This window comes from Streptomyces sp. NPDC048106 (genome assembly GCF_040706415.1).
Taxonomy (GTDB): domain Bacteria; phylum Actinomycetota; class Actinomycetes; order Streptomycetales; family Streptomycetaceae; genus Streptomyces.
This window is the reverse complement of record NZ_JBEZND010000002.1, coordinates 126,817-143,174: the sequence shown is the minus strand read 5'-3', so window position 1 is coordinate 143,174 and position 16,358 is coordinate 126,817. Positions and strand designations below refer to the sequence as shown.

Here is a 16,358-nt window from a genome sequence, read left to right as displayed (position 1 = left end):
AGTTCAGATCGGAGTGCCCTCATGACCACATCCGACGTGCGTCCCGGCCCCGCCGCTCCGGCCGAGTCCCCCGCCGGCGGCCTGTCCCCGGCCGCCCGGCGCCTGCTGGAGCAACGGCTGCGCGGCCGGACCGCCGCACGCGAGGACGGCCCGGTCCGCGCCGGCGAGCGCCCGGACCGGATCCCGCTGTCGCCCGCCCAGCAGCGCCTGTACTTCCTCGACCGCCTCGACCCCGGCGCCCCCACCTATCTGCTGCCCGCCGCCTGGCGGTTCACCGGACCGCTGGACCTGGCCGCCCTGCGCGCCGCCGTGGCCGACCTCACGGCCCGGCACGAGCAGTTGCGGGCCGTCTTCCCCGAGCACGAGGGCATCCCGTACCAGCGGATCCTGCCGCCCGACCCCGGCTGCCTGGAACTGGTGGACGCCTCCGCCCCGCCCGGCGCGGACCAGGAGGCAGGGCTGTCCGCCACCGTGCACGCGGCCGCGCTGCGCCCCTTCGACCTCGCCGGGGAACCCGCCTTCCGCGCCACCCTGGTCCGCGCGGGCGCCGACGACCACGTGCTGGTCCTCGGCATGCACCACATCGTCTCCGACGGCTGGTCCCTCGGCCTGATCGTCCGCGACCTGACCGAGCTGTACCGGGCCAGGACCCGCGGCCACGCCGCCCGGCTGCCCGAACTCCCCCTGGAGTACACGGACTACGCCCTCTGGCAGCGGGGCAGCGACCAGGCCGCCGCCCTCGCCCACTGGCGCACCCGGCTGGCCGGCCTCACCCCGCTGGAGCTGCCCACCGACCACCCCCGCCCCGAGACCCCCGGCAGCCGCGGCGAGGCCCACACCGTCACCCTGCCGCCCGCGCTGACCGACGCGCTCGCCGGGATCGGCCGACGCGCGGGTACGACGCCGTACATGACCGTGCTGGCCGCCTTCCAGGCCGCGCTGGCCTTCCACAGCGGGCAGCGGGACATCGCCGTCGGCACCGTCGTGGCCAACCGGGAGCGGGCCGAGACCGAGCAGCTCGTCGGGTTCTTCGTCAACACCCTCGTGCTGCGCGGCGACTTCTCCGACGACCCGACACCGGCCGCGCTGCTCGCCCGCACCCGGGAGCGGGTCCTGGAGGCGTTCTCGTACCAGTCGCTGCCGTTCGAGCAGGTCGTGGACGCGCTGAGCCCCGAGCGCGACCTGGCCCGCAACCCGCTCGTGCAGGTCCTGTACACGCACACCGACACCACCGCCGCCGGGTTCGACCTCGACGGCACCGCCGGGACGCCGTACCGCATCGACCTCACCACCGCCAAGTTCGACCTCACCCTCGACCTGCGCGACGGCGACGGCCGCACCCAGCTGGCGTTCATCCACCGGCCCGACCTGTTCGACCGCGCGACCGTCGAGGCCCTCGCCCGGCACACCGTGAACCTGCTGGAGGCGTTCTGCGCCACCCCCGACACTCCGCTCAGCGCCATCGACCCGCTCACCCCCGCCGAACGCGCCCACCTGCTCGGCCCCGACGGCCCCGCGAACGCCGGCGACGAGCCCCGGACCACCCCGCGCACCGCCCCCGACCGCCTCGTCGAGCACATCCGCCGCGCCCCGGACGCGATCGCGGTGCGCGGGACCCACAGCCTGACCTACGCCCAGCTCGACGCCCGTGCCTCGCACCTGGCCCGACGGCTGCGCGCGGCCGGGGTCACCCCCGGCTCCCTGGTCGGCGTCTGCCTCGACCGCACCCCCGACCTGGCCGTGGCCCTGCTGGCCGTCTGGCGCGCCGGCGCCGCCTACCTCCCGCTCGATCCCTCCCACCCGAAGGCGCGCCGCGAGTTCACCGTCACCGACTCCGGCATCGAGTGGATCGTCACCTCCGGCGCCACCCGCGACGCCGTCGCCCAACTGCCCGCCCGGCTCCTGCTGCTGGAGGAGGACGACCAGCGGGAGCCCGCGGCGGCCGAGGACGTCCGCCCGGCACCCGGCGACCTGGCCTACGTCATCTACACCTCCGGCTCCACCGGCCGCCCCAAGGGCGTCGAGATCACCCACGCCAACCTGGCCTGGCTGCTGGCCGCCGCCGACCGGCACTTCGACTTCGGCCCGGACGACGTGTGGACGCTGATGCACTCGCCCGCGTTCGACTTCTCCGTCTGGGAGCTGTGGGCGCCGCTGACGAGCGGCGGACGCGTGGTCGTGCTCGGCGCGGACGAGGTGCGCGACCCGGCCGCGGTGCACCGGGTGCTGCGCGAGGAGGGCGTCACCGTCCTCAACCAGACCCCGGCCGCCTTCAAGGGTCTGCGCGCCCACCTGGCGGACACCGGCGACGACTTCCACGAACTCCCGCTGCGCACCGTGGTGTTCGGCGGCGACGCCTTCGACGTCCGCGACTACGCCGACTGGTTCGCCGCCCCCGGCGACCGGCCCGCCCTGGTGAACATGTACGGCATCACCGAGACCACGGTGCACGTCACCTTCCGCACCATCACCGCGCGGGACGTGACGGGCTGCGTCCGTTCCCCCATCGGCCGCCCGCTCACCGGGCAGCACGGGTACGTCCTCGACTCCTGGGGCCGGCTCGTGCCGCCCGGCAGCGTCGGCGAACTGTACGTCTCCGGCGGCGGCGTGGCCCGCGGCTACCGCAACCGGCCCGAGCTGACCGCCGAGCGCTTCCTGGACGACCCCTTCGGCGCGCCCGGCGCCCGGATGTACCGCACCGGCGACCTCGTACGGGTGCTGCCCGACGGCGAGTTGGCCTACGTCGGCCGCGCCGACCACCAGGTGAAGATCCGCGGCTACCGCATCGAGCCCGGTGAGATCGAGACCGCGCTGCGCGCCCTGCCCGGCGTCGCCGACGTCGCGGTGGTGGCCCGCCGCGACGGGGACACGGCCCGCCTGGTCGCCCACGTCGTCACCCCGGAGGCCCGCCCGCTCGATCCGCCCGCGCTGCGCGAGGGGCTGCGGCTGACCCTGCCCGACTACATGGTCCCCGCGCTGTTCGTGCGGCACGAACGGCTGCCGCTGACCGCCAACGGCAAGGTGGACCGCGCCGCGCTGACCGCCGTCGCCCCCGCCGCCGGACCCGGCACCCACGTGCCGCCCGACGGCCCCGTGGAACAGGCGCTGGCCGGGGTGTGGAGCCAGGTGCTCGGCGTCGAACACGTCGGCCGCGGTGACAACTTCTTCGACCTCGGCGGCGACTCCATCCTGGCGCTGCGCCTGGTCGGTCTCGGCCGGCTCGCCGGGCTCGGCTTCTCCGTCGCCGACGTCTTCCGCACCCGCACCCTCGCCGACCTCGCCGCCCTCGTCACCGACGCCGTCGACGCACCGGCCCCCGTCGCCCCGTTCTCCCAGCTCGACCCCGCCGACGCGAGCCGGCTGCCCGACGGCCTCGAAGACGCCTACCCGCTGACCATGCTCCAGGCCGGCATGCTGCACGAGATGCTCGCCGACTCCCGGCGCGGCGCCTACCACAACGTCACCGACCTGAAGATCAGCGTGCCCGAGGGCTTCGACCTCGGCGCGTTCCAGGCGGCCGTGGACGCGGTGGTCGCCGGACACCCCATCCTGCGCAGCTCCGTCGACCTCGTCACCTACCGCGAGCCCCTCCAACTGGTCCACCGCGCCGCCCGGCTCCGGGTCGGCTACAGCGATCTGCGCGGCCTGCCCCGCGACGAACAGCGGGCGCGGCTACGGCAGTTCGTGGAGGAGGAGTTCGAGCGGCGCTTCGACCTGGCCGCCGCGCCCCTGGTCCGCATCCATCTGCACCACATCACCGACCACGACCTGCGGCTGGTGCTCACCGACTGCCATGTCGTCCTGGACGGCTGGAGCCTGACCTCGCTCGTCGCCGACCTGCTCGCCCTGCACCGGGAGGCCGTCGCCCACTCCGCCGCGCCCCGGCCCCCGCAGGCCCCCGCGTTCGCCGAGTACGTGGCCCTGGAGCGGGCCGCCCTCGACAACGAGGAGTCGCTGACCTACTGGCGGGAGAGCCTCGCCGACCTGCGCCCCGTGACCCTCCGGCGGCGGGTGCGGGGCGGCACGGACGCGGACCGGCCGCCGGTGCACGAGGTACGGCGCTCCTACGCCCATCTCGCCGCGCGCATAGGCAAGCTGGCCAAGGACGCGGGGGTGCCCCGGCGCACCGTGCTGCTCACCGCCTTCCACCACACCATGAGCCTGTTCGCCGACCGCGACGAGAGCGTCCTCGGACACAGCATCGGCCTGGTCACCAACGGCCGGCCCGAGGTGCCCGGCGCGGACCGGATGCGCGGACTGTTCCTGAACACCGTGCCGTTCGGCGTCGCCCGGCCGCGCGGTAGCTGGCGCGGCTACCTGCGGGACGTGTTCCAGGCCGAGCAGGACATGCTGCCGCACCGCAGGGTCCCCCTCGTCCGCATCGCCCAACTGCGGCCCACCGAACCGAACCTGACGGACACCGTCTTCAACTACGTCAACTTCCACCGGCTGTCGCACGACTCCTGGGACGACTCCCTGGAGATCGCCCGGACCATGTTCCCGCTGCTGGTCAACGCGAGCGTCAACGCCTTCACCCTCGACGTGGACCCGGAGTTCGTCGCCCCCGCCACGGCCGAACAACTGGCCGACGTGTACTGCGCCCAGCTGGAGGCCATGGTCGCCGGCCCGGACGCCCGGGTCACCCCGCCCGCGCTCACCGGCGTGGCCCGTGCCACCGCCCTCGACGTCTGGGCGCGCGGACCCGAGATCCCGTCCTCGCCGCTGATGCTCCACGAGCACATCGCCGCCCACGCGGCCCGCACCCCGGACGCCGTCGCCGTGGAACACCGCGGACAGCCGCTGTCGTACGGCGAACTCCACGCGCAGGCCGAGCAGCTGGCCCGGCGGCTGCGCCTGCTGGGCGTCGGTCCGGAGACCGTGGTGGGCATCTGCGCCGAACGCGGCCCCGACCTGGTGCGCGCCGCCCTCGGCGTCCTGCGCTCCGGCGGCGCCTTCCTGCCGCTCGACCCGCAACACCCCACCGAGCGGCTGGCGTTCATGGCGGCGGACAGCGGCATGAAGGTGCTGCTGACCCAGCGCCCGCTGGACGGCACGGTGCCCTTCGACGGCCCCGTGCTCCATCTCGACGCCCCCGCCGCACCCGTGGAGCCCGTCCCCGGCCGGGAGCCCGACGCCGACACCCTCGCCTACATCATCTACACCTCCGGCTCCACCGGCACCCCCAAGGGTGTGGCCCTCCCGCACCGCGGCCTGTCCAACATGCTCGAAGGCCAGCGCGACCTGGTGCGCCCCACCCCCGGGGACCGGGTACTCCAGTTCGCGTCCTTCGGGTTCGACGCCTCGATCCTGGAGATCACCTGGTCCCTCGCCAACGGCGGCCGGCTGGTCACCGCGCCCAAGGAGGACCTGCGCCCCGGCCCCGACCTCGCCCGCACCCTGCGCACGGCCCACGTCACCTGCGCCATGCTGCCGCCCAGCGCCCTCGCCGTGCTCGGCGAGGACGACTTCCCGGAGCTGCGGGTGCTCCAGGTCGCCGGCGAGGCATGCCCAGCCGAACTCGCCGACGTCTGGTCACGCGGCCGGCGCTTCCAGAACGTCTACGGCCTCACCGAGACCTCCGTGTGGTCCGTCGCCGCCGAAGTGAGCCCGGGCCAGGGCCGACCGCCCATCGGCAACCCGATCCGCAACACCCGCGTCCACGTCCTGGACGACGACCTCCAGCCCGTCCCGGCCGGCGTCCCCGGCGAGATCTGCCTCGGCGGACAGGCCGTGGGGCGCGGCTACCTCGGCCGCCCCGGGCTCACCGCCGCCACCTACGTCCCCGACCCCTACGGCCTGCCCGGCGAGCGGCTGTGCCGCACCGGCGACCTCGGCACCCACCGGCCCGACGGCTCGGTGGAGTGGCTCGGCCGCCGCGACTCCCAGGTCAAGCTGCGTGGCTTCCGCATCGAACTCGGCGAAATAGAGCACGCGTTGCGCAAGCTGCCCGAGGTCAGCCAGGCCGTGGTCCTGCACCGCACCGACCTGCCCGGCGGTGAACCGGCCCTCGTCGCCTACCTCGTCGCGAGCGGCTCCGCGCGGCCCACGCCCGAGGAGCTGCGCCGCGCCCTGCGCGCCTCGCTGTCCGCCTACATGATCCCCGCCCGGTTCGTGATCCTCGGCGAACTGCCCGTCAACCGCAGCGGCAAGATCGACAAGCGGGCGCTGCCGCTGCCGCCCGCCGAACTCGACCAGCCCGACACCGAGTACGTCGCCCCGGCCACCGCGGCGGAGAAGATCCTCGCCGAGATCTGGCGCGAGGTCCTCGGCCTCGCCCGCATCGGCGTCCACGACGACTTCTTCCGCATCGGCGGCAGCTCCCTGTCCACCGTGCGCGTCTCCCTGATGTCCGCCGGACGCGGCCTCGCGGTCTCCGTCGGCGACCTGATCGAGCACCCGACCATCGCCCAGCTCGCCGAGCACGCCACCCGCGCGGCGGGCGACGGTCTGCCCACGGCCGTCACCTCCGAGGTACGGCTGCGCGAGGGCACCGGGGAGCCGCTGTGGTGCGTGCACCCCACGGGCGGCAGCGCCGCCTGGTTCGTGCCGCTCGCCCGCGCCCTGCCGCCCGGCCGCCCCGTGCACGCCTTCCAGGCGCGGGGGCTGCTCGGCGGGGTGGACCCGAGCACCGTCACCGGGATCGCGGCCAACTACGTCGCCGAGATCACCGACCGGGGCGAGGCGGCCGCCCCCGGACCGCACGCCCTGCTCGGCTGGTCCATGGGCGCCAACATCGCCCTGGAGATGGCCACCCAGCTCCACCGGGCCGGCCACCCCGTGGCCCCGCTGGTCCTGATCGAGCCGTACCTGCCCAACCCCGCCGCCCGCGCCCGGCTGAACGGCGTCACCGACGACCTGCGCACCGCCTGGCGCCAGCGCGACCTGATCCGGCGGCTGCCGTCCTCCCCGGAGCGCGACCGGGCCACCGCCGAACTCACCGCCACCCTGCTGGGCGCCGGCATGAGCCCCGCGGAGGCGGCCCTCGTGGAGAACGCGCCCATCGAGGTGTGGCACTCGCTGCTCGCCGCCCTCGCCGGCTACGAGGTCCGCCCCTACCCCGGCCACATCCACCTCGTGGTCGGCAGCGAGGCCGCGGGCCTGCCGCGCGGACGCACCATGCCGGGCCTGGACGTGGACTACGACACCTACCTCGCCCGCTGGCGCGAACTGGCCGGCGGCGGGCTCACCGTGCACATCAGCGAGGGCGACCACATGTCGATGATGGCCGAGCCGAGGGTGACCGGCATCGCCGGGATCCTCGCCGCGATCCAGGAGGGGGAGAACCGGTGACCACGGCGACCCCGCTGACCCGTACCGCCCCCGTAGCCTCCTTCACCGAGCGCTACCTCCTGTCCCCGGACATGATCGCCGGCCCCTACGGCCACCTGGACGCCCTGCGCGCGCACGCCCCGGTCTTCTGGAGCCCGATGCACCACGCCTGGCTGGTCACCGGCTACGACCAGGTGATGCGCTGCCTGCGCGACCCGGCCGTCTCGGCCGACCGGGTACGGCCCCTGATGGACGCCGTGCCGCAGGGCGCCCGCGAGGACGCCGAGCGGGCCTTCGGGATCCTGTCCCGCTGGATGGTGTTCAACGACCCGCCGCAGCACCGCAGACTGCGCCAGGTCTTCCAGGAGGCGTTCGCCGCGCGGGCGGTGGCCCGCTACCGCGCCTTCACCGAGAAGGCGACCCGGGCCGTCCTCGCCCGCAAGGCCCTCCCGGGCCGCACCGGCGACCTCATGGCCGACGTGGCCAAGCCGCTGCCCGCGCTGGTGTTCGCCCGCTGGCTCGGCATCCCCCGCACCGACGCCGCCGCCTTCTGGTACTGGAACGCCCGCGTCGCCGACCTCGTGCTCGGCACCGCCCAGGAGGAGAGCGAGTACCGGGCCTCCCTCCAGGCGCTGGTGAGCCTGGAGGACTACCTCGCCGGCCTGGTCGCCCGGCGGCGTGCCGAACCCGCAGACGACCTGATCAGCCAGGTGCTGCGGGAGGGCCGGGTGGGGGAGTCGGTCACCGAGGAGGAGTTCGTCGGGATGCTCACCCAGATGGCGTTCGCCGGCGGGGAGACCACCAGCAACCTCATCGCCAACACCGTCCTCGCCCTGCACACCCGGCCCGGCCAACTCGCCGCCGTACGCGAGGATCCGGGGCTGGCGCAGGGGGCCGTGGAGGAGACGCTGCGGCTGGACGGCCCCTCCAAGATGTCGATCCGCACCACCGTCCGCGACCTCGACCTGGACGGGCACACCCTGCGGGCGGGCGACCGGATCTTCCTGGTGACCGCCGCCGCCAACCGCGACCCGGCCCGCTTCCCCGACCCCGGCCGGTTCGACGTCCGCCGCACCGGCGCCACCCACCTCGGCTTCGGCTTCGGCGCCCACTTCTGCATCGGTGCCGCGCTGGCCCGGCTGGTGGCCGTCGCCGCCGTGGAGACGCTGGTCCGCGACCACCCGGGCCTGACCCTGACCGGCCCCGACGCGCTCACCTGGCAGCCGTCCCTCCTCAACCGCAGCCTCACCGCGCTGCCCGTCCGCTACTGACCGGACCGCCGCGCGCGTCCGCACTCCGAAAGGCACATCATGGCCACCACCCTCGCCGGCGCCGGCCCCCGGCTGTGGGCCCCCGCCCGGCAGCGGCCCTTCCGACTCCTGTGGCTGGGACAGTCGTTGTCCCTGCTCGGCGACGGCTTCAGCGTCGTCGCCTTCTCCTGGATCACCCTCGGCCTGACCGGCTCCACCCTCACCCTCGGCTACGTCCTCGCCTTCCAGGCCGTGCCCCGCGCCCTGCTCACCCTGGTCGGCGGCACCCTCAGCGACTCCTGGTCCACCCGCACCCTGATGATCGCCTCCAGCTTGACCCGCGCCGCCCTGATGGCCGGGGTCGGACTGGCCGGGCTCACCGGACACCTGACGATCTGGATGCTGTGCGCGGCGGCCGCCGCGTTCGGCGCGGTCGACGCCTTCTTCCAGCCCGCCCGCGTGTCGATCCTGCCCTCCGTGGTGGACGAGAACCTGCTCACCCCGGCCAACGCGCTGCTGGGTGCCGGCTCGCGCACCGCGGCCGTCGTCGGCCCGGCGGTCGGCGGCGTGGTCATCGCGCTGACCCGGGCGCCGGTCGCGTTCGTGGTCGACGCGGTGTGCTTCGCGCTGTGCGGCTGGTGCGTGTCCCGTATCGCCACCCGGCCGCGCACCGGAGCCGTGCGGAAGGAGGCGCCGAAGACCGAGAACAACAGGGGAGTTGAGCGCCCCCCGTCCCTCGGCGCCCGCATCCGCGAAGGCGTCGTCTTCACCCTGCGCGATCCCCGCCTGCGGACCGTCGTCGTCCTCGACACCGCCGTCAACTTCTGTTACGCCGGGCCCTTCACGGTCGGTTTCGCCACGCTCGCCGACCAGGTGCTGCGCGGCGGCTCGGCCACCCTGGGCGTGCTCAACGGCTCGCTCGCCGGCGGCGCGATGCTCGGCACCCTGGCGGGCGGCGCGATGGGCGGCAGGCCCCGGGTGGGGCTGCTGGTCGCCGGACTGGCCGGCTGGCTGGGCGCGGGGATGGCGGTCCTCGGCCTGGTGCACAGCACCCCGGCGGTCGTGGCGACCGTGCTGGCCATGGGCTTCGCCATCGGCTTCCAGGGCGTGTTCGGACTGAGCTGGATCCAGCGCAACATCCCCCAGGAGGTGCTCAGCCGGGTCATCTCGGTCGACATGGTCCTCGGCTACGCCGCCGCCCCGCTGTCGCTCATCGTGTGCGGCGCGCTGGCCCGGACCAGCACGCTCGCCCTGTTCGGAGTGGTCGCCGGGGTGCTCGCCCTCACGGGCCTCGCGGTACTCGGCTCGCGGGCGGTGCGTGAGATGCGCTAGGACCTCCCTGGCAGACAGGCCCTAGGAATCACGCAGGGCGGCCGAACGCGCGCACAGATCGGCGCGGTTGGCCGCCCCCGTCTTCGTGATCAGACTGGCGATGTGCTTCTCCGCCGTACGGGGCGAGATGAACAGCCGGTCGGCGATGTCCTTGTTGGACAGCCGCTCCGCGAGCAGCCGGAACACCTCGAACTCCCGCACCGTGACGCCCTGGGCGCGAAGCTGGTCCGGGATGCCGCTGCTGCCGGTGCGGTGCTGGCGCACGGGGGCGCCCAGCCGGCGCAGGCCCGCCCGGCAGGCGCCCGCGACGGCCGGTACGTCCCGCTCGTGGAAGTAGTGCTCCGCCTGCCGCAGCCAGGCGACCGGGTCGCCCCAGCCGTCCTGGTGCGCCGCGTCCGCGATCAGCCGCAGCCCGAGGTGCCGGGCCAGCGGATACGGCTCCGCCACCGCCTGCGCCGCCTCGACCGCCCGCGCCGCCCGCGCCCCCGCACCCTCCCGGCCCAGCAGCACGGCCTCGGTGAGCAGCACGAAGTGCCGGTTCCAGCGCATCCGGGCCATCGCGGTGGCGGTGATCTCCGCGTGCCGGGTCCGGTCCGCGCGCCCGGCGAGCACGTCCAGCAGCAGCACCATGCCGTGGGTGCCGCTGAGGTGGTAGGTCGAGGGGTTGTCCGCCTCCAGCGCCAGCACCGTGCCCAGGTCGGCGCGGGCCAGCTCCCGGTCCTCCTCCAGGAGCGCGCAGAAGGCGCGGGCCAGCCCGTGACTCAGCGGTTCCTCCTGCGAACCGGCCCCGTCCCACTCCGCGAACGCGGCCAGCGCCGCCTCCATCCCGGCACGGTCGGCGCGGTGCGCCTCCAGGACGGCCTGCGCCATCAGGACGTAGCGCACGGCGGGCGCGAGCCGCAGCCGTCGTACGACGGCCAGGCACTCGTCGGCGGTCGTGCGGGCGGTGTCGTACTGCCCGCGCAGCACCGCGTCGAGTACGAGGATGCCGTCGACGGTGTGCACGATGTTGACCGAGCCGAGCCGCAGCGCCTCCTCGCGCGCCGCCAGCAGGCCGGCGGTCTCGCCCTCGGCGAGCCAGGCGTTGCCGCCGAGCCGGGTGGCCGCGTACATCCGCTGCAACGGCAGCCGGTGGCGTTCGGCCGTGGCGAGGGCCTGGCCGAGCATCGCCTCGGACTCCTCCGGGTCCCGTTCGCGGGCCACGGTGGCGAGCAACTCCTGTGCCTGGCAGGCGACCACGGGCAGCCCGTGGCGTTCGGCGGTGTCGGCGGCCGAGCGGGCCAGTTTCTCCGCGTGCTGGGTGCGGTCCGGGCCGGGGGTGTCGAGGGCCAGGTAGGCGGCGGTCACGTCGACGGTGGCGGCGGTCACCTCGTCCGGCGCGGCCGCCAGCACCTCCCGGGCGCGGGCCACCTGCCGGTTGCCGTCGCTCCACCGCCCCGCCGTGTGGGCGACCTTGGCGAGCCGGGCGTGCAGCGTGGCGAGCCGGACCGGACTGAGCCCCGAGCCGCCCAGCACGTGCAGGTCCTCGGCCAGTTCGAAGGCGCGCGCGAAGTCGCCGGCCTCGGCGAGCGCCGGCAGCAGGTTCTCCAGGACCGCGGCCCGCCCCTGCGCGTCGCCGGCCTCGGCCAGCAGGTTCTCGGCGCGGCCGAGCAGCGTCACCGCCGAGCCGAGCGCACCGGCCGCGAGGGCCCGGCCGCCCGCGTCCGCGAACAGCAGCCCGGCCGCGCCGAGGTCCCCGGCCTCGCTGCGCAGTCCCGCCGCCAGCGCGCACCAGTCACCGCCCAGCTCGGGATGTAGTTCCTCGACCGCCTCGGCGCCCTTGCGCGCGAGATCGGCCCGCTGGCCGGGCGTCATCTGCGTGAACAGGGCCTCCACGGTCAGGGAGTGCCGGAAGGAGTACCAGTCGGGGGCCGGTTCGTCGGGGATCACCAACCGCGCCGCCACGCCCGCGTGCAGATGGCTGAGCAGCGCGCGGTCGTCCACGCCGCTCATCCGCTGGAGCACCGTCAGCGGGAAGCGCCGGCCGAGCACGGCGGCCGCCGACAGCAGGGTCAGGCCCTGCGCGCCGAGCCGGTCGATGCGGCGCAGGATGTCCCGCGCCAGCGTCGAGGAGACGTCGCTGCGCAGGTCCCCGATCGCCCGCCAGCCGTCCGGACCCTGCACCAGGGTGCCCGACCCGATCATGGTCTGGAGCAGTTCCTCGACCAGGTACGGGCTGCCGGAGCTGTCCTCCCACAGCCGCTGGAGCACCGGCGCGGGCACCTCCCGCGGCTCCGCCACGCCCAGTTGGGCCGCGATCATCTCGTGCGCCTGCGCCCGGGTCAGCGGCGGGATCTCCAGCAGGGCGGCGGCACCGCGCCGGCGGGCGGACTGGGCCAGGTCCAGGGCGTCGCTGAAGTCCGTGCGTATGGTGGCGAGCAGCAGGACGGGCGTGTACTCCAGGTTGTCCACGAGGTATTCGAGAACGCCGAGCGTCTCGGGGTCGGCGTCGTGCAGGTCCTCCAGGAGCAGGAGCTGGCCCTGTCCGCGCCCGGCCGCGATGAGCAGCCGCAGCACCGCCTCGCCCAGGATGACCATGGAGCTGCTCTCGCGCTCACCGGTGTCCCAGTCGGGAATCAGCCGCCCGAGCACCGGCCGGTACGGGCCGAGGGCCAGGTCGTCCATGGACTCGCCGCCGCGGAAGAGGGACATCAGCGCCTCGGTCAGCGGCCGGAACGGCACCGCCGGGCCCGTGGTGCTGCTGCGGCCGCGCAGCACCCGCATGCCGGCGTCGAGCGCGCCGCCCACGACCTCGGCCGCGAGGCGCGACTTGCCGACGCCGGCCTCGCCGACCAGGAAGACCACACCACCGCGTCCCTGCTGAGCGCCGGTCAGCGCACGTTCGAGCTGGTGGAGTTGGGGACCCCGCCCGACCAGGGAAGGCGCATGGGAACGCATGAACGTAGATGATAATCGGAATATCGCGACCTGTGGCAGGTCGCCCGGACCGGACCGTGTTCCTCCGCTCGCGCACACGGCGGCGCGGACCCGCCCGGCGGGTCCGCGCCATCACGCCTGTCGCAGCCGGCGGCCGTCTACCGGGGGGCGGAGACCGAGGTGTCGATGGTGCTGAGCGTGATGACGATGCCGCTGGTGAGGACCATCCCGGCCAGCACCCGGGCACGGGCGCAGGCGCGGTTGCGGCCCTTGAGGGTGATGCCGCCCGCGGCGTCCTGCTCCTCGGCCGCGACCTCGGTGACGCCCTCGGCGGCGGTGGCGGCGGTGACGGCGGCGGTGGTGGCGAGGTTCTTGTCCATGACGGTGGTCCCCTTCGAGTGGTCCCGTGCGGGTGGGCACGGGGGTGGAGGCGGAGGAGGTGCGAGGTGGTCAGTCGCCCAGCCGGGCGGGGTGTCCGAGGAGCAGGACGGAGGGCACGGTGCCCGGGTGGGCCAGGCGGAGCAGTCCGTAGCCGATGCCGGAGAGACCGGTCAGCAGCCCGGGGGAGGGCACGTGGTCGGGGGTGGCGCATCGGTGGTCCTGCGCCTCGACGAACGCGAGGGCCTGGCCGGTGCGCAGGGACAGGGCCTCGGCGGCCGGGAGGTCGCCCCGCGCGGCCAGGACGGCGAGGGCTTCCAGCGTCCCGAGGGCGCCCTGGCCGAGGCTGAGATCGGGCCCGACCTCGGCGTCCCGCAGCCGGAGCGAGAACTCGGCGGCTCGGGAAGGACGTTCGGGGAGACCCGGGACGGGCGCCGCGGGGAGTGCCGAGGCGGCGGCCGCCACTCCGGCGAGCCCGCGCGCCCACGAGGGATCCGTGTCCGTGGCCCGCGCCCGCCGGACCGCGCCGTCGAGCAGGGCCCGCCCGGCCGCGTGCGCCGCGGACCGTCCGGGCCGTACGGCGGCGTACCGCAGCAGCGCCCAGCCGATCCCGGCGGCACCGTCCGCGAAGCCGGCGTCGTCGACGGGCCCGACCTGGCACAGTCGGTCCGCCAGGGCGTCCGCCAGCTCCAGCGCCCCCGGCGTCCCGGTCGCCTCGTGCACGGCGACGGCGGCGGCCAGCGCCCCGGCCGTGCCGCCGGCCAGCCCCGGGTCCGGGCAGCCGGCCGCGGCGTGGCCCAGCGCGGTGAGCGCGTGCGGCAGACTGTCCGCCAACTCCTCGCCCAGCAACGCCGACAGCCGGACCAGGGCGTAACAGACCCCGCCGAGACCGTCGTAGGCACCGGGGCCCGCCGCCGCGCCCAGCTCGGGGTCGGCGGCCAGGGCCGCGAGCAGGGCGGGCAGCGGCCGTACCGCCTCCCGGGCCAGCGCGGTGTACCGGTCGGCCCCGGTCAGCGCGCCCGTCTGGGCCAGGAAGAGCGCGACCCCGCAGTAACCCTGCGCGAGCCCGGCGCCCATCGGCAGCACCGCCCAGTGCGGCCCCGAAACCCGCTCCAGTCCAAGCCAGTTGGCTCGGCCGCCGTCCCGTACCGCGCGGGCGGCGATGTCGTCGGCGATCCCGCACACGGCGGCCAGCAGCCGTGAGGCGTCGGGCACGACGGCCGGCACGGGCGCCACGGCGAGCGCGGACCTCGGCCGGTCCGCCGGGGCGCAGGCGCCCCGCGCGGCCAGGGTCGCCGAGACGATCCACTCCTGGTCGCGGCAGTCGACCTCGTCCATCCGCGCGATCTTCTTGCGTACCGCGGCCAGGCTCGCCTCCGGCAGCACGTCCGCCAGCCAGGTCCCGTCGGCCGCCCGGACCGCGGTGCCGGACGGCCGGTGGGTGAACAGCGGGATGTCCCCGCGCCACAGGTCCGCCGTCTCGTGCTCGACGAGCCGCCGGCGCGCCTCGTCGTGCTCGGACTCGGTCCACAGCACGGCGAACACACCGTCCCGGGCGAGCGCGTCACCGAGCAGCGCCGGATGCGTGGACTCCTCCAGCAGGGTCGCGTACAGCCGGGTGGCCCGGGCGATCAGCCGCGCCGGACTGTCCGCCCCTGCCGCCAACGGGCCTTCCTCGCCGGTCAGTTCGCCGCCGTGCGCCGCGATGGCCGCGTACGCCGTGCGGAAACCGTCGAGCAGGGCCGCCCGGTGGTCGGCGCCGTCCAGGGGGCGGCCGCCGGGCAGCGGCTGGTTCTGCCCGGCGGGGCTGAGCAGCGGCCCCCGCACGGCGCGCATGGTGTCCAGGCCGCTGTCCGCCCAGTGCAGCCCCTCGCCGGGGAAGGTGCCGTCGGTGGAGCGGCCCAGCGCCGAGATGTCCAGCGCGCCGTCCTCGCCGATCAGCAGATGGGGCAGGAGGCAGGTGCGGTGCACGGAGGTGTGCAGGGCGTCCGCGGCCGGGTCGGCGCCGGCCGTCATGGGCTGCCCGAGCCCGGTGTGCAGCAGGGTCTCGGCGTCCACCAGGACCGGCTGGTCGCCGCAGGCGATGACGTTCTCGTAGTGCATGTCGGCGCCGTCCACCGCGTACAGCAGCGCGAGCAGCACGCCCTGGCGGCGGTAGAAGGCGTCCGTCTCGGTCACCGACCGGCACCAGCGGTGCGCCACGAACTCCAGCCAGCCGTAACCCTCCCGGCGCACCGTGCGCGCGGTGCGCAGCGCGAGGTTCGGCACCTTGGCGTCCAGCCAGGCCGCCAGCTCGTCCAGCAGGGCGTGCTGGCCGAGCGGCCGCGGCTTGTACACGACGCGCGCGCCGTCCGCGAAGCGCAGGACCGCCACCGACCGGTTGCCCTGGTGCGCGTCGCCGAGCCCGAGTTCCACGCGGGCGAGCAGACCCGGGTCGCGCCCGTCGAGGAGAGTGGCGACCAACTCGGCCCGGTCGGCCTGGAAGCGGGCCACCAGTTCGGCCGCCGCGTCCAGCGCGTCCAGCGCGGTCTGCCCGAGCATCCGGGCCAGCACCGGGTAGGCGGCGAGCAGTTCGCCGAGCCCCCGCCGGGTGCCCGCACCGGCGACGAAGGACGCGAACCGCTCGCGCGGCGTCGCCCCCGCCAGACGCCCGGCGCGCCGCGCCCCGGCGAGTTCCCGCACGAGGGTACGGGCCGCGAGCCGCACCAGCTGGGCCGTCAGCCAGTCGCCGAACTCGCCCTGCCAGACGGTCCGTTCGGCGGCGGGCACGCCCGGCAGCAGACCGGCGAGGCGCCCGGCGGCCGGGGCGACGAGGGGGTGTACGACATGGGCGAAGACCTCGGCGCCCGTGCCGTCCGCAGCCGGCTCCTCGCGCTGCTCGGGGGCGGCGTCCAGTGCCGCTTCCACGTACCGCGCCCAGCGGGGCCGGTCGGCGCGGGCGGCCAGCGCTTCGGCGGGCTCCGCCGCGAGGGCCGCCGCCGTGGCACCGTCCACCCCCAGGTGAGCCAGCCGCAGCGCGAAGCCCTCCGCGTCCCCGGCGGCCCAGGGGGCACGCCGGGCGGCGTCGGGGTCGGCGGGCGCGGCCGGGCGGCCGGGGGCGGCGAGGCGCTCCGCGAGGGACAGCGCCGGGGCCCACCAGGCGAGCGGCAGGCCGGCGCTCCGGGGCGTCGGGAGGCTGGCGGTCTCAGTCACGTCAACGAAGGTCGCAGACCG

The 16,358-nt window shown here is 75.5% G+C and carries 6 protein-coding genes; 3 read left to right on the top strand and 3 right to left on the bottom strand.

The window, feature by feature from the left end; translation table 11 throughout:
- Nucleotides 1-21 precede the first annotated feature (21 nt).
- The 3 genes from AB0927_RS02595 to AB0927_RS02585 are packed head-to-tail and all read left to right on the top strand — an operon-like array spanning nt 22 to nt 9,851.
- Complete coding sequence (locus AB0927_RS02595; protein WP_366665642.1) at nt 22-7,290, top strand: amino acid adenylation domain-containing protein; 7,269 nt, start codon at nt 22-24, stop codon at nt 7,288-7,290.
- Nucleotides 7,287-8,540 (top strand): cytochrome P450, encoded by a 1,254-nt coding sequence (locus tag AB0927_RS02590; protein ID WP_366665641.1) that lies wholly within the window; start codon nt 7,287-7,289, stop codon nt 8,538-8,540. Before AB0927_RS02595 ends, AB0927_RS02590 begins: the two co-directional genes overlap by 4 nt.
- A 39-nt stretch (nt 8,541-8,579) precedes the next feature.
- On the top strand, nt 8,580-9,851 hold the full coding sequence (locus AB0927_RS02585) for an MFS transporter (RefSeq protein ID WP_366665640.1): 1,272 nt from the start codon (nt 8,580-8,582) through the stop codon (nt 9,849-9,851).
- 21 nt (nt 9,852-9,872) lie between these two features.
- On the opposite strand, the gene AB0927_RS02580 is transcribed toward AB0927_RS02585, so the two are convergent.
- From AB0927_RS02580 to AB0927_RS02570, 3 genes are all read right to left on the bottom strand, one after another.
- Nucleotides 9,873-12,788, bottom strand: coding sequence for an AAA family ATPase (locus tag AB0927_RS02580; protein ID WP_366665639.1), 2,916 nt, complete (start codon nt 12,786-12,788; stop codon nt 9,873-9,875).
- 137 nt (nt 12,789-12,925) lie between these two features.
- Nucleotides 12,926-13,147, bottom strand: coding sequence for a hypothetical protein (locus tag AB0927_RS02575; RefSeq protein WP_366665638.1), 222 nt, complete (start codon nt 13,145-13,147; stop codon nt 12,926-12,928).
- A gap of 70 nt (nt 13,148-13,217) precedes the next feature.
- Nucleotides 13,218-16,337, bottom strand: coding sequence for a type 2 lanthipeptide synthetase LanM family protein (locus AB0927_RS02570; protein WP_366665637.1), 3,120 nt, complete (start codon nt 16,335-16,337; stop codon nt 13,218-13,220).
- Nucleotides 16,338-16,358: the final 21 nt, after the last annotated feature.

Coding starts and splice junctions, on each gene's coding strand:
- AB0927_RS02575 (WP_366665638.1), bottom strand. CDS start 13,147: ATGGACAAGAACCTCGCCACCACCGCCGCCGTCACCGCCGCCACCGCC.
- AB0927_RS02580 (WP_366665639.1), bottom strand. CDS start 12,788: ATGCGTTCCCATGCGCCTTCCCTGGTCGGGCGGGGTCCCCAACTCCAC.
- AB0927_RS02595 (WP_366665642.1), top strand. CDS start 22: ATGACCACATCCGACGTGCGTCCCGGCCCCGCCGCTCCGGCCGAGTCC.
- AB0927_RS02585 (WP_366665640.1), top strand. CDS start 8,580: ATGGCCACCACCCTCGCCGGCGCCGGCCCCCGGCTGTGGGCCCCCGCC.